Here is a 14935-nt window from a genome sequence, read left to right as displayed (position 1 = left end):
ACCGAAACCAGTCCTATTCAGCGCAGACATTGTTATTTAGGGATGAAAACGAGGCTTTTGAAATCCTGAAGATTCACCCCTGCTCCTGCCACCATGCACCATTCTCTTTCTTCCCGAAGAACCTGAGTTGAATTTCAGAAAGGAAGCGAAGGTAAGCCCGGCAAGAATAATTAGTATTAATCCCACCTTAAAATACGAACCTTCGAGCAAAACAGCTCCTGAAATCAAGAACCCACTGCTCATAATCGCCCTTACAATCCGGCTTGTCTGGTCCATCTGGCTCTGTAAAAGATTCGACTCAAAACTCCTAGAAGGATGAAGTCTGATCTCGCCACCTTCGAGACCGGCAATAAGCCGATTTAACTTTTCGGGCAAAGTAACAACCTCTGTCAGGGTTTTTTTGGCCTGATCGATAATAAAGCCTGTAGGGCTGTTTCCCGCTCCTTCCCCGGCCAACAACTCTTCCGCATAGGGCCGAAGGGTCTTAATAAGATCAAGCTGAGGATTCAGTCCTCCGCAAATCCCCATGATTGTTAACAGGGACTTTCCTAAAAACAGGGTCTGGGCCGGAATTTGAAAAGGCTGAGAATACATAAACTCTCGCAGCTCCAAGAGCAATTCTTCAGAATTGACGTTTCTCAGATTAGGATCTTCAAAGACATTAGCTAAGATCAATTTTAGCCCTTTCGCTAAAGTCTGTTTGTCCGCATGTGAGCGAAGGAATCCCAGTTTCTCAAAGACGGTTACCATTTGATCCGTATCTTTTTTAAAGACCGCTAGAATAAAGGCCATCAATTCTTCCCGCATACCCTTTTCAATCCGCCCTACCATTCCAAAATCTAAGAATATAAGAGTACCATCCTCTTTAACTAGTAAATTTCCGGGATGGGGATCAGCATGAAAAAATGCATCAGAGAGTAATTGCTGAACATAAGCCGAAATCAAAGTATCTGCCAGTTCTGCCCTGTCAATTCCTGCCCCGGCCAGGTTCTCGTAATCGTTCACCTTACAGCCTGTGACGTATTCCATCACTAAGACATGCTGAGTCGTGTACTCCCAATAGACTTCAGGTACGCTAATTCTCGAATCCCCTGAGAAATTTGCCCGGAAGATATCCGCGTGTTGACCTTCCTTAATGTAATCCAGTTCATCCTGAGTAGTTTCTACGAACTCATTATAGATCTGCTCCAAATCCACCGCAGCACGTATCTTGGGGTAGCGCTTGGCAAAGGTCACCATAAAGCGAAGGGCGTTGAAGTCTGTCTGAATGATTTTCTCAATCCCGGGTCGCAAGACCTTAACGGCTACTTTATTGTGTCCCTGAATCTCAGCGACATGAACTTGCCCCAAGGAAGCAGAAGCAATCGCTTCTCTGGAAAAATTTAAAAACACTTCAGAAATCGGTTTGCCATATTCCTCTTCAATCCGCTTAATAATTTCCTCGGTACCTACCGGCTTAACAGCGTCCTGCAGCTTGGAAAGTTCATTTGTGTATTCCTCTGGCAGAACATCCACCCTGGCACTAAAAAACTGCCCTAGTTTGATAAGCAGTCCACCCAGTTCCGTCGCCGTCTCTGTAAATACAGAAGCTTGTTTCCTATATACCTCTTTGATTTGCTTCTGATAGTTTTCGTTACTCAGAAATCTCTTTTTCTTATTTATCCACCAGAGCTGACATACGAATTGGAGGAACATGGAGATAATCCTTCGCAAGCGTTTATCCTTAAAAAATCTAATGACGATCGGCATCTAATTCCTCCTAGTTACAACCTTGCACTTTATGTTTACTTAAGTTGAGTCAGACTTTAAACATTTCTCTTTCTCCCGGTAATGCCCTGATTAAGCCTTATTCTTTGGTTTTATTCGGATCAGAATCCTTTTCACAAGAATTAAACAGCTCTTCAAAGAACCTACTTTTTCTGAACATCATATCGGCAAATCTGGTCATAACATCTGATTTAAATAAGATTGATAACCTTCGAAAAACTCACTGACCTTTAGCTCCTGTTTAGTCTCGATAAGATCATAGAGCTTGCTGATTATATTACGCTTTGTATTAATGGCATTGCGAATGTTCTCCAGAATGTAGTCCTGGGCTTGTTTTTCCAGTTGGATGGAGCAGCCTCTGGGCACATTGGCAAAACCCGTCTTGATTTCCTGTTCAATGGTTTTGCGAGATCTGGATAACAAGGCTTTAAAACGGTCTTCAAAGGAATACTTCTGGTGGGCTTGCCCTACAAAGTCCAAAACCGTCAAGGCTTCTTTTCCCTCACAGAGTCTTAGCCCCCTGCCTAACTGCTGCAAAAAGACAGTTAAGCTTTCCGTGGGCCGTAGAAAAAGAACCGTATTCACTTCAGGAATGTCAATTCCTTCATTATATATATCTACTACAAAAACAAAGGTGATTTCCTTCGTGACCAGGCGCCGCTTCACGCTATCCCTCACAGCGCTCTCCGATTCCGCGACTAGAAACTCTGAAGCAATCCCCGCTTTGTTAAAAACCTGTGCCATAAATTCAGCATGCTTTTTACTTAAACAAAAACCAATTCCGATGATTTCGGAACGATCCAGACAATATCGTTCCAGGGCGTCAATAATAAAACCAACTCGTTTTGCGGCAATGGCTTTTTCGAACACATAGAGGTTCTCTAGTTCCCTCTCATCGTAATTCCCAAACAACCCATTGAACCTGACTAAGGTCAACATTATCTGTCACACCGAAATAATGAAAGGGACTGAGCAATTTCCGTTCAATAGCTTCCCATAAGCGGATTTCGGCAGCAACTCTGCCCTGGAAATAAGTATAGATGCTTCGTCCATCCGCTCTCTCAGGCGTTGCCGTCAGTCCGAGTAACACCTTCGGTTTATAATACTCTAAAAGTTCCTGGTAGGATGGGGCGGCAGCGTGATGGAATTCGTCAATGACAATATAATCGTAAAAATCAGGGGAAGTGACCTCTGTCAAATCCTTCGAGTTAAAGGATTGGATGGAGACAAATAAATGATCAAAGTAGTCCGGCTTCAGACCTCCCACCATCATGGTGCCAAAGTTAAGATCCTTGAGTATCCCGCGAAAACAAGCCAGACTCTGGCTTAAGATTTCCTTTCGATGGGCGACAAAGAGCAGTCTGTTGGGTCGATTGGGGTTTACCCTGCAAAAGTCCCGGAAACAAAGGCAGCGATAACGGTCTTACCCGTTCCTGTGGCCGCAACCACCAAGTTTCTAAAGGAGTGATGGACTTCCCGCTCCGCCTTCAATCTGTCCAGAATTTCCTGCTGGTAATAGTAAGGTTTCAGATCAAAGTGAAACCCTAAGGCATTCGCTTCATCCTGACTGTTTCTTCGCTCAGACTTTAAGGCTTTTCTCAGGCGCTCTGAATCAAGGGCTAGAATAAAGGGTGTAAACTCAAGATTATTCCAATACCCTTCAAAGGTGGCCCGGATTTTCTCTAAGATATTCCCGGAGTCATATTGGGATAGCTTGATATTCCATTCCAAGCCGCTGGTCATAGCCGACTCAGAGATATTTGACGAGCCGATATAAACAGTGCTGAAGCCGGTATCTCTCCAGAAGACATAAGTTTTGGCGTGAAGGCGGGTCCGTTCCGTATCATAGGAAATATGTATTTCCGTGTTGGTCAGTTTACTGAGCTGTTCCACGGCTTTAAAATCCGTAGCTCCTAAATAGGAGGTGGTAATAACCCGCAGTTTGCCGCCGCCCATGGTAAACTGGTTCAGCTCATTGAAGATTAACCGCAAGCCGCTCCACTTGATAAAGGAAACGAGAAAATCAATTCGGTCGCTGCTAGGATTTGAGATCATGCTGGGCTCATGGACTGCCCCAGTGAAGAGAGAGTTCTCTGCAATAGAAGTCTATGGTCTCACGATTTTTCCCGTGGCGGGTAAAGCTTTTGCTTTCTTTCTTGTCTACTAGGGCTAATAAGAGCTGGGCGTCCTGATTTATAAGGAAATTCTCAACTCGTTTTAAGCCCATGCAGAAACACGTAAGGATAACAGGTGCCATTACATTGATCTGTGTTGAATCGCTTACATGTTCTGCTTAACTTACAGTCCACTGAAAATCAGCCTCCTACGCTCCATTTCTCAACAGTCATGTAGGTGGGACTTTCAGTTTGTGACATAAAAAAAGAGAGGAAATTTATTCCTCACTGTGCTGAGCGTTTTATTCATTTGCAAATATTATATTTATTATTTATTTCCATTCTCATCGTTAACAAATAATCACTATAATACTTTCCTCTTCAGTTAGTTATTATATACATTACCGCTCCCATCAACTTTGTCACCAGTAAAGCTCATGCTGAATCTCATTTTAGCATTGCTAAACGTTAGAGATTGTCCGTTTATTACAAAGGAGTAAATACCTGTTCCACTATGCCAAGCGTATCCCCAAACAGTATCACCGTACGTATGAGGTTGAACAACCGCATATGAAATATTAGGAGTAAAAGAATAGCCGGCTGACGGAGCCTGACCCCCTTGAACTAATACCTGACTGTATACTGAATTTACATTAAATGAATTTATGCTGTACATGGTAGTAGTTAATCCTGTAAATGACCAACTGCATAGTGGAGTAAGAGCCTGGGGAACCAACTCCTGAGAAGTAGTTGTCGGAGCAGTCGGGGTTTTAGGACTAATTCCTGTAATTAGGTTTTCACCTTTTATCACTTTATATTTAGAGTCTTCTAACGAGTTAGGGGTCAAAATAACCTTCCATTGTCCACTATCATTACTTAACGTGAACGGCACTTGGGATGAATCTCCATTTTTAAACGTCAATTCCGCTATAAATTTATATGAGGTTGGCGAAAGCACTTCCTGTGACAGAATTTTGTAGTCTGCAAGTTGTTCTGATTGCTTGTTAAGTATTTCAGTATAAAATTCAACAATAGAAGCGTCGGGACTTACCCGTGAATCATTGGATAGAGCAACCATTTGCTTAATATCACCTTTTTGAGTAGCCAGCAAATATGAAGATAATACACTATTGGCTTCTTTAGTGCCACTATTGACTTCGGCAGTACCATTAGCTAAGGCATTCATTGGCAATAAAGACATTAACAGCATAACGATTACCAATACGACACTTGCTTTTATTTTAATAAAAATTCCCTCCACTTTTCTTTTTTGTATCAGATTTTTGTTGTGCTATTCTCCTCCTTTCCACAGATTTTATAATTCCCTTACCTGACACGTAAATTATGTCTAGTAAGTGACTTATTAATTGTCACTCTCTGTAGATTATGCTATTTGTTCTTTAGAATTTTTTGACGATATGAAAGCTGACATCAATATTTGAGGACCCAAGCACATAATAAAAATAATTGCTAAGGCTTTAGGAACATTCTCAAACCCACCATAGCTGCCATTCACTCCGTGGTTGTACATGTAACAATTAATTTGGGTGCCTACCACGAATAGAAAAAGTCCAGCAAAACTCGTTATAGTAGACACTAGACCAGTTTTAACACTTCTACTGATTCGGTATACGACAAGGAAGCTAATGATATTGACAACAACCAAGAGCAGAGCAAACCTAATACGAGGGAATACCTCCATAAAGTAAATAGCTGTCAGGATAAAACCTTGACACCAAATTATGACTTTACTTATATTCCTTGGAGCAAAAATAGCTGCAAGTGAAGATATGATTACCAACACTCCGACTAAGTAAATTAGTTCTGCTAGAATTGGGATATTTACCCCAAGCACTATTTGGTCTCCCACCCCAATAATTCGTAATAGACTGTTGCCCATATCCGCTGTTCCCAAAATACCTAGAACTAAAAGTATTCCTATACCCATGCCAACAAGCCTAGGTCTATGAACACGGTCAAGCTGCTCCCCGACAACAATGGGATCGCCCATCTCAGCAATTGCCTTGTCTGTTGCCTCTTCATCATTAAGTCCATCATTAATGAAGGCGTTCTTTTGATCGATTATATGGTTTTCAATTTCCTCTAAAACAGAAGACTGAGCCTTTTTCCAACGTATCTGTCGGCACACGGCTTCTAAATAATCGGTAATTTTGCTAGGTTGTTGCAAAACCCGCACCTCCTAAAACAGCATTTACAGCAGCAGTAAATGTTTCCCATTCTTCTTTTTTCTCGTTCAAATGCTTGCGACCTTTTTTTGTGATACTGTAATACTTTCGTACCCTCGCATTATCAACGGTCTCTTCGTAAGAAGTGAGCATATCCTTTTGCTCTAAGGTGTGGAGCAATGGATATAATGTTCCTGCTTTTAACTCAAAAGTATTGTTTGACTTTTTTCTGAGTTCTTCAATCATCTGGTAGCCGTACATATTTTTTTCGTCAAGTAGCTTTAAGATAAGTATGGTGGTACTTCCAGTTAAAAGACTTTTATTAATTGCCATATTCGGGCCTCCATATGTAGATAATCTATATCACTATAATATATAGAACATCTACCTATGTCAATACAAAAAATACAGGAATGGGAAACATTTCCTCCAACCGTAACCCCTTGTCGTCCAGAAGGGCTGTTGTTAACCCAACGTATCTCTTTCCGTTTACTGTGTTTGTAGCACAGTAGATAATACCATTGAACTCTTTCAAAATATAAACCCACACACGCTTTCGTTCTGAAAGTCATGTAGGAATAGGAAGTCAGGCCGTTTCGTGACATAAAAAAAAGAGCATAGACTTCGCTAGTCCCGCTCCCTGTGTTAAATACGAATTACTCTTCAATTATCTGGATGTCGCCAAGAAATGATTGGTCAGAGTATCTCTCGATTGTACCTACTAAACCACTGAAAAATCCTGTCTTCTCACAACCTTTCTTACCCATTATGCTGCTATTGCTCATAGGATTAAATCCTCATCTGAGTTTTCCAGTTCATCCCACTTAGAGGTAGCAGTCTTAGCTTTCTCTGTAGCTGTAAATACTTCTAATGCTGGTGTTGCCATCCAACCACACACTGTTATAAAGAATTACGTTAGGTATCAATTTTTGATACAAAGAGAATCTTAAAACCCTGAAACACTTAGTATGACTAACTTTCCCTTGTATCAATTTTTGCAACAAACTATCAAAAATCGACGGAACTTGTCGTTCCGTGCAGGGTCCTGGACCGGACGCGGAACGACAAAAAGTGACTGCCTGTAAGTATGTTCCGCCGAGTAATAACCCGCAGTTTGCCTCCGCCCATTGTAAACTTGGTCAGTTCATTGATGATTAAACGCAAGCCGCTCCATTTGATAAAGGAAATAAGAAAATCAATTCGGTCACTGCTTAGAATTTCCTTTTTCAGTTCGGAGATCATACTCGGCTCATGGACCGCCCCAGTAAATAGGGAGTTCTCTGCGATAGAGGTCTCTGGCCTTACGATCTTATCTGAGGCAGGTAAAGCTTTTGCTTTGCTTGCTTTCTTTTCTACCTGGGCTAATAAGAGCTGGGCATCCTGATTTATTAGGAAACTCTCAACTCGTTTTAAGGTCTCTTGATCCTTTTTGAAGCTAAAGCTTCCTTTCTGAATACATTCGGCTATGTATTGTAAGATGCCATTACATAAATTGACACGGTCTCTGACCACAGAGTCGCCATCTTCGAGATAATTCAAAATCTCACGCAGAATTTTCGCAAGGTATTCTGCCAGAATCTTAGAAGACTCAGCTGAATCCAGGGGCTGAGTATCTTTGACGAAAAGTTGCTGATCTACTTTATTCAGGTTTTCGTTGATGATTCCGTTAATGATTTGCTCGTATAGGCCATAGATGATTTCGGACATAATGCACCTCTAACATGGGACTGGAATAAGTCCTAACTGTGGATCGAAAAAACCCAAACTGTTTTTATGCTATTGCAAATCTTCACCTATCACGGACATAACTGCATTTACTAAAAAATTGCCCTTCTTAGGGAGGGCGAAATTATACCCTTGACGCTACTCTTAGTCATTTTTCTTCTAAATTTCCCCTAAGGTTATTAAAATTAGACAGGAAGCATTGAAGTTCCCTTGCCTAAATTTTAATTAATCTTCCTTACATATTTTATAGACATCTATAAAAAAGTCCTGATTCGCCCATTTGGAGACATCCCCCACAATATAAAGGTTCTCTTTTGCACGGGTCACTGCTACATTTAGAATATTAGGTTTAGAGCTCGCCCATTGAATCGCGCCCTGCCCTTTCGATCCGGAATCGACTCCTAAGCAGATAATGACTGTGGTGGCCTCTCTTCCCTGAAAGGTATGGACTGTTCCAATATTAGAATAAATCCATGAATTGATTACCTTTTTGTTTACTGTATCTTTATCTTTACATAATTCATGATATAAATAATCATTATCACGCAAATATCTTATTACCCCTGATTTTACACTTCGGAATGGGCTAATAATAAAAAGCGATGGGCAACTATCCACTCCATTTGCTTTCCACTCTGATAAAAATGCTTCTTTCACAATGGATAAAACCTGCTCTGCCTGCGCGCGTACAAAATGTTTGTTAACAGCCTGCCCCTGTACATCAATCCAATTACAGACTGGTTTTTCAATGTTCTTTGTTCCATAAATCATCTTTCCGTTATAGGCTATAATATTGGCAATATTAAAGATCTTGCGCTGACATCTTCCGTGAACAAGTAAGGGGGAGCCAATAAAGAAATCTCTGTCTCCGATGGATCGAGATCCTACATATACGTTGGCCTCATCCGCAAGACTTTGAACACTCGTTTCTTTACATGCAATAAAACCCGTTTGTTTAAAATATTGTTTAAAATATTGTTTAAAATATTGTTTTAAAAATTCCATGGTAGTGTCGTGAATCGTAACTACCGGTTCAATCTGCAACGGATCACCGACTGCGATAACTTTTTTAGCCCTCCAAATTGCTCCTGCTGCCGATTGCGGAAATGCCTGCCCTGCTTCATCAATCAGTAGAAGACCGAACTCTTCTTTCCCTATATTTTTCAGGAAGCTGCCAACCGATGCAAACGTAGTAGAGATAACTGGCACCACAAGCATAAAGCTCTGGAATAGTATCCCTGAAAATTTCTGCATCTCTGCCTTTGTCAGCATTCCACGGTGCTGTATTCTGTGCTGCCTTACGTTCCTCTTCCGAATTTTCACCCACTAAATCTGACAAAAAGCTGTCATCCGGTAATAATCCTTGGTATCGCTTGCGTATTGGCTCAACGAAATTTTGACAATCGGATATCTGCTGCACTAATGTCAATCGATCATTCTCAAGTTGTTCCTTTATCTTATTTACCTTTATCATCGATTTATTTAACGCAGCAATTTTATCTTCTTCTGCTAATTTTTGTTTAAGTGCATTTTGCCGCCTTTTTTCAATGATATTATATTGCTGAATCATTTCATTTTTAGGTTGAAGTAAGCATCTTAATCTGAAAAAGGTCAGAATATTTCTGATCTCCTGCATCTGAGACGTGCATCTCGCAAAATCGTCATCTAATTCTGCACATAACACTTGCAACTCTTCCTTTTGCGCCACCAATTCATCACAAAACTTAGCGTTCTCTCTATATTGATTTTCCTTATCACGTTGATCTTTTAAATAACCATTTATTTCTTTCAGCTTTTGATAACAGGCATTTATTTCTCCATATTCTGCTTGTACTGCCTGAAGGGCTTCAATAAATTTACTTTTAGCCTCTTTCCAATACTTCTCACAATCAGCAGGGGTTCTCTTCTTCTCACCATTACCAGTATGTAGATCCAACAAATGTTTATTAAATTTAAATTTTTCTTTTTCCTCTAGTTTAATCGGCCAGAACTCGTCCATAAATTCGGCACAATTTTTTCTGTTTCCCAGAGCAGCTGCGCATATTCCCCATGTCTCGTCATCTAAAATCCGATTAGATAAATCATCAAAATAGGTATATTGATCTTTATATTCCGATTTAAGCGATGACTTCTTAGGTAGTTCTATAGTAATATTCTTTACTGCTGCATTATTATTGGAGGCTACTAATATACCGTATTCTTTGAGACGATTGTCTATATCCTTTAAAGTACTGTCAAATCCTTTATAGGTGATTGTGCCTATCTCATTTGTGAAAGCATCATCCGGTCTTTCAAACTCTGAAAGCAGTAATGCTCTTTCCACCAGATTAGCTGCTATAATATCTTTCAAAAGGAACGTCTTACCCGTTCCGGGAGGCCCATTAACCGAAAATATTTTTTGGGTTAGTTTCTGTCTATCCATTGAAATATTAACTGCAACCTGCTGCATACTTCTCGCTGGATAACCATTCGGCCATTTTCCATATGGCAAATGACTAGGATCAAAAATTTCAAAAAGAGCCTCTTTATTAGTTTCAATATTAATCCGCTCTGCTGCATTATGCTCAACATAGGCATCTAAAGAAACCCCAAAGTTGTTAGTTTTTACATTCGAAATAATTCTTTCCAAATCACGGGCAAAGAAGCTGTTCAGCAAATCATTGGCCTTAACAAGTTCATCGACCGACGCGTTTTCTTCTTCGATTTCTTTATCAGTCTTCACTGGGACAGAGGGATCATCTTGTTTTGTTTGCTTTTTATCACCAATGACACGATCAATGCGCATCCAACACTCAGCGAATTCAATTTTCCAACCTATATCTTCACTTATCTTAATTATGATTTCGTTAAGCAAAGGATACGTAATCATGGATTGAGCCAAGGATAGTTTTCTAAAACTTGCATCGCCTCCGGCGAAATTCCCAGGACTTTCCCTTGGCTGATGGAAAATTGCCGGCAAAAATGCCTGACTAATAGAGGAATGTCTCCAAATCGTTCTCTTAACGGCGTTAAGTTAAGCGTAATAACGTTGAGACGATAATAAAGATCCTCGCGAAACGTGCCTTCCTTAAGCATCCCCTTTAAATCACGATTAGTGGCAGCAATTACCCTTACATCCACGTTAATTAAGCTTGTTCCTCCCAACCGTCGAAACTGACGTTCTTGAAGAACTCTTAGGAGCTTGGCTTGTAAGCCAATACTTAAATCACCAATTTCGTCCAGAAAAACCGTCCCAGTATTGGCTAATTCTATCAAGCCGGGTTTAGAGGCATACGCCCCTGTAAAAGCACCCTTTTCGTGCCCAAAGAGCTCGCTTTCCAGCAATTGATCCGGCAAGGAGACACAATCAACCGCCACAAAAGGGCGGCAACTTCTTGGACTATTAGAATGCAGACTTCGGGCAGTCAGTTCCTTTCCTGTACCACTTTCACCAAGAATTAAAACATTAGCTTCAGATTTGGCCACTTTACAAATCGTTTCATATAATTCTTTCATTGGTGCACTTACTCCAATGGTATTGTGAGAATTACTCTCTTGCATTTGTGACTTCAGAGCACGATTTTCCTCTTTTAGTTTGATCTGGTCGATTGCTCGCTCCACAGTGAGTCTGAATTGGTCCAGGGTGAAGGGTTTAGGTAAATAATTATACGCTCCGGCCTTCATGGCATCAATTGCAGATTCGATGGTGGCGAAACCGGTTATCACTATAACGGGTATGTCCTTATCAAACTCCTGTACCTCGCGTAAAACGGTCAACCCGTCCTTTTTCGGCATTTTTATGTCTGTAAGTATCAGATCGGGTCCATGTTTCTTGATCATTTCCAGGGCCTGAACGTTTCAAAATACGCGAGCAGTTTTCCAACATTTCTTGTTCATCATCAATTACGAGAATTTTATATACATAAAAGAATAAATATCCACGGTATCATTTTGCGATAATGCTTAATTCCCACGCTTTCCTCCTAGATAGGTTCTTTTCTATATTTCAGCCAATTAATATGTCACCATAGGGGAGTATAGTGATTGGGTTTCCAAAAGTTTTCCCGAAGCATCATAGATTTTGGCGGTGGCACAAACCCGGTAAGTCCCATGAACAACGTAGTACTCCCCTTCTACTGAGGCAATCGCGGCCCCGGTTGCCGACGCTGTCCATGTCTTCATTTTACTCCAGCTACTGCCGGAGGATTTTTGCAATTCAGCAGTTACCACCGTTGTGTAGGAGTCAAAATAGCCGGCGGCAGCTCCTAAACAGGTAGCCAGGCCCGATGAGCTTATGGATAATCCCGGATTTAAATAGGAAATGTACGTAAATTGAGGAGAAATAATTCCTTGTGGATTGACGTTTGCTGCCCCATTATCCGCGTAAACCGGAACTGCTGAGACAAGGGTCATAAGGAGCACAAGAATCATACAGAAAAATCGTTTCATAAACTAAAAACCTCCTTTGAATGTCTTTCATTATATAAAGACAAGCAAGGAGGTTTTTTGCAACACATGTTTTAAATTTTAATTTATATATTTTACTCCTTCAGAGATTTTCATCGTCACATCCTGGTTTGTCTGAGCACGAATCATAAATATACGGCTATTCATTTCCCATATGATTGTCACCACTGAGTTCTTTTCCACCAGTGTTCCCTCATGACCGTTGATATCGACAGTTTTAGTGACTGAAGCATTCCCCGTATCCAGCGCGGGCCTGTTGCCCTCAATTAACTCTGTATAAGTAATCAATCCTCCCTGCTCGTTCTTAAATTGGATTTCATTGTGAATTTTACCTTTAGAAATATTGGTGGCTTTATAGCCCTCCGGTATATAGGTCGGCACATAGGCTTGGCTCCAATTGACAACCGCATTGCTTCCCTTCAAGCCATTCTCACTCTCCTTTAGTTCAAAAGACGTATATTGCTGCCGGAAATCCTTTAATAGATTGAGCGCTTTTACTCTCAATGCCTGCACGCTTGCGACGGTGGTAAACATGATGACAAGCATGATCAGTATTGCTGCTGCCGCTTTGTTTAAAATGCCCAACATTCGTCTCCTTGCGGTATAAGTTTTTGCCTTGTTTAACCGGGTGTCCAGTTGCAGGCTGAATTTTTGAAGTGCCTCTTTTGAAGGAGCGAATTCGGGATCATTTTTGAGTTTTTCCTTTTCCTCCAGGAAAAGCTTTCCTTCCCTTTCGGCAGCATCGTGCATAACCAGCTTAAACAAACTGTCATCATATTCTTCAAGGAGCTTTTTTCGGATCTGATCCGGACGGTTATTTGGCATGATTATTCATCTCCTTGCCCATCATTTGTTTAGCGTTTCTGCGGGCTCTTGTTAAATACTGCCGGACGCTATCCGGAGCGATATTGAAAATTGGCGCGATTTCACTATCATCCATATCCAAAACATATTTAAAATACAACAGTTCTTTTTGCTTTTCAGGAAGTTTCAATATGGCATTTCCCATTTCTTCGATTTCTTCCTGATGAATAATCCTGTCCACTATCGTATCTTCACCATCTGAAATAGATTCCGCCATGTCACTTTCTTCTCCATAATACAAATGTTTTGTTTCTACGTCTCTGTGTTTAATAAAGTTGATAGCCACACTCCTAGAACTATAGACGATATAAGCGGCCGTTTTGCCACTATTTAAAGTACGAATTAGAGAGATTTTGTCAACTAATTTTAAGAAAATATCATTAATCAGGTCCTCAAGGTTGTCCAAATCATGAGTAATATTATAAACAGTCTTCCGTACAAGACCATAATAATCATGATATAAGTTCAACATAAAGGCCTTATCGCTATCGTCGGCTAGTGCCGCGATTATCATCATTACCATCAGATCACTTCCTAATTATTGCTTTTGTAAAGTTTTTCCCAAGAAAAATATCATAAAGAGTTGTCTTTATAGTCCCTACCGAAAGCTTGTTGATCAAGATATTTATTTCAGGCCTTTAGAGGTTAGTAGGTGATCAGTCTCTTTAATATAATCTGAAACAGATCCCAAGCCCCATTGAAGAATACCTCTTCTTTTTTTATTTCAGAATCTCCTGCAATCGGGATGCGAGTCATCAGGATTTCCCCAAGATAATAAGAAGCTCCGATATGGAATAAATTTTATTAAGGTGAGAATTTTGGACCGTACACGCAACCGTACTCTGCAGATCGGCCGCTACCTGAACAACGACAGCGTCAGCCGCGATTTCCAGCCTGAAGTATCCAAAAGCTTCGGGGATGTGCTCATGCTCTCTGTCCATCATACATAAATGAAACCCGAGGATGAATTGCGTCCGTTCCTCCTTTGGGATCCCTAGAAGAAGCACCGCCTGGCTGTAGTTCAAATTCGGATCCGGATCCGAATTTGAGAAGGTAATCTGTCCGACTCCCTACTCATTGACGATACGCATCAGGTTATTGTGACGTTATCACTTATGCCACCCGAAATTTATACTTTCTAACTGGCACAAAAAAATAGCCCCACACTTTTATAGTGTAGGGGATAGCTTTTTCTGATTCGACAGGCACCGGTGTTCCTAGGGCCGCCTATAGGGGGCAGCCCCCCCTCGATCAGTAGTCTCAATCTTTTAGCACTTTAACTTCGTCTTCCGTCATACCTGTTGCTTTAGCCACCTTAGAAATCTCCATTCCCAAGTCCAGAAGATTCTTCGCAACTTCTGCCTTACCTTCTAGCTTTCCTTCTGCTCTCCCTTCTACTCTCCCTTCTGCCCTACCTTCTGCCATTCCCTTCTGGATTGCTTCCCTCAAGCGGAGTTCTGCTTCTCTGACGGCCGCCTTCTCATCTAAAACTGCCTTGCGTCTCGCAAAGTACTCTTCTCTCACATTAGGATCATCACTTGACTTCTCCCAGGCAGCTATGGCCTGGTGCAAAACGGGATCTTGCATTGCAATCTCCTCCAGTATTTTTAAAATTTCCTGATTTTCTGAACCCTCCAGAAGCAATAACCATCGAACTAAACCATTCTCCCAAGGGCTAACCTCTCTTCGTCTCCACTTGGAGACCAATTTAGGCAATTCCATGAAGTGCATTTCTAAGGCTTCCGTAAGTTGGAATCTCTCTTCGTCTTCGTAAAGATGAAATACACTGTGGTAGTTCTTCGTCTGATTCAAATAGTTAAAATCTAAAATGTT

The 14935-nt window shown here is 41.0% G+C and carries 12 protein-coding genes and 2 pseudogenes; all 14 read right to left on the bottom strand.

Translation table 11 applies throughout. The features are described from left to right. Positions 1 to 36 precede the first annotated feature (36 nt). Positions 37 to 1749, bottom strand: coding sequence for an ABC1 kinase family protein (locus tag BUB11_RS25735; protein WP_073033408.1), 1713 nt, complete (start codon positions 1747 to 1749; stop codon positions 37 to 39). A gap of 222 nt (positions 1750 to 1971) precedes the next feature. Further along, positions 1972 to 3988 (bottom strand): annotated as a pseudogene (locus BUB11_RS28905) (DEAD/DEAH box helicase family protein); the annotation flags it as partial. Between the two features lie 278 nt (positions 3989 to 4266). Then, on the bottom strand, positions 4267 to 5091 hold the full coding sequence (locus BUB11_RS25720) for a hypothetical protein (protein WP_207650056.1): 825 nt from the start codon (positions 5089 to 5091) through the stop codon (positions 4267 to 4269). 174 nt (positions 5092 to 5265) lie between these two features. Beyond that, positions 5266 to 6078 carry a permease prefix domain 1-containing protein gene (locus tag BUB11_RS25715; protein ID WP_427846340.1) on the bottom strand — a complete coding sequence of 271 codons (813 nt, stop codon included), beginning with the start codon at positions 6076 to 6078 and terminating at the stop codon, positions 5266 to 5268. Further along, positions 6056 to 6400: a PadR family transcriptional regulator gene (locus BUB11_RS25710; protein WP_014904158.1), complete on the bottom strand. Its 345-nt coding sequence runs from the start codon at positions 6398 to 6400 to the stop codon at positions 6056 to 6058. Before BUB11_RS25710 ends, BUB11_RS25715 begins: the two co-directional genes overlap by 23 nt. A 323-nt stretch (positions 6401 to 6723) precedes the next feature. After that, a complete protein-coding gene (locus BUB11_RS28900; RefSeq protein ID WP_282434052.1) occupies positions 6724 to 6852 on the bottom strand; it encodes a hypothetical protein in 129 nt (42 codons plus the stop codon). A gap of 313 nt (positions 6853 to 7165) precedes the next feature. Then, positions 7166 to 7774, bottom strand: a pseudogene (locus BUB11_RS25705) (NgoFVII family restriction endonuclease); the annotation flags it as partial. A gap of 243 nt (positions 7775 to 8017) precedes the next feature. After that, a complete protein-coding gene (locus tag BUB11_RS25700) occupies positions 8018 to 9046 on the bottom strand; it encodes an AAA domain-containing protein (protein ID WP_207650055.1) in 1029 nt (342 codons plus the stop codon). A gap of 1611 nt (positions 9047 to 10657) precedes the next feature. Then, complete coding sequence (locus tag BUB11_RS25695) at positions 10658 to 11611, bottom strand: sigma-54-dependent transcriptional regulator (RefSeq protein ID WP_073033401.1); 954 nt, start codon at positions 11609 to 11611, stop codon at positions 10658 to 10660. A gap of 174 nt (positions 11612 to 11785) precedes the next feature. After that, entirely contained in the window at positions 11786 to 12220 is a 435-nt protein-coding gene (locus BUB11_RS25690; protein ID WP_073033400.1) for a hypothetical protein, read from the bottom strand. A 78-nt stretch (positions 12221 to 12298) separates the two neighbouring features. Beyond that, positions 12299 to 13063: a DUF4367 domain-containing protein gene (locus BUB11_RS25685; protein WP_073033398.1), complete on the bottom strand. Its 765-nt coding sequence runs from the start codon at positions 13061 to 13063 to the stop codon at positions 12299 to 12301. Continuing rightward, positions 13053 to 13625 (bottom strand): RNA polymerase sigma factor, encoded by a 573-nt coding sequence (locus BUB11_RS25680; RefSeq protein WP_200797995.1) that lies wholly within the window; start codon positions 13623 to 13625, stop codon positions 13053 to 13055. Before BUB11_RS25680 ends, BUB11_RS25685 begins: the two co-directional genes overlap by 11 nt. A gap of 232 nt (positions 13626 to 13857) precedes the next feature. Beyond that, complete coding sequence (locus BUB11_RS29160; RefSeq protein WP_073033397.1) at positions 13858 to 14127, bottom strand: DUF3102 domain-containing protein; 270 nt, start codon at positions 14125 to 14127, stop codon at positions 13858 to 13860. Positions 14128 to 14362: 235 nt separating this feature from the next. Further along, positions 14363 to 14935 (bottom strand): Rpn family recombination-promoting nuclease/putative transposase (locus BUB11_RS25670; protein WP_073033395.1); only part of this gene is annotated, 573 nt, incomplete at its 5' end.

Source organism: Desulfosporosinus lacus DSM 15449 (assembly GCF_900129935.1).
Lineage (GTDB): Bacteria > Bacillota > Desulfitobacteriia > Desulfitobacteriales > Desulfitobacteriaceae > Desulfosporosinus > Desulfosporosinus lacus.
The sequence above is the reverse complement of the archived record's forward strand: the minus strand, read 5'-3'. Positions and strand labels throughout refer to the sequence as shown.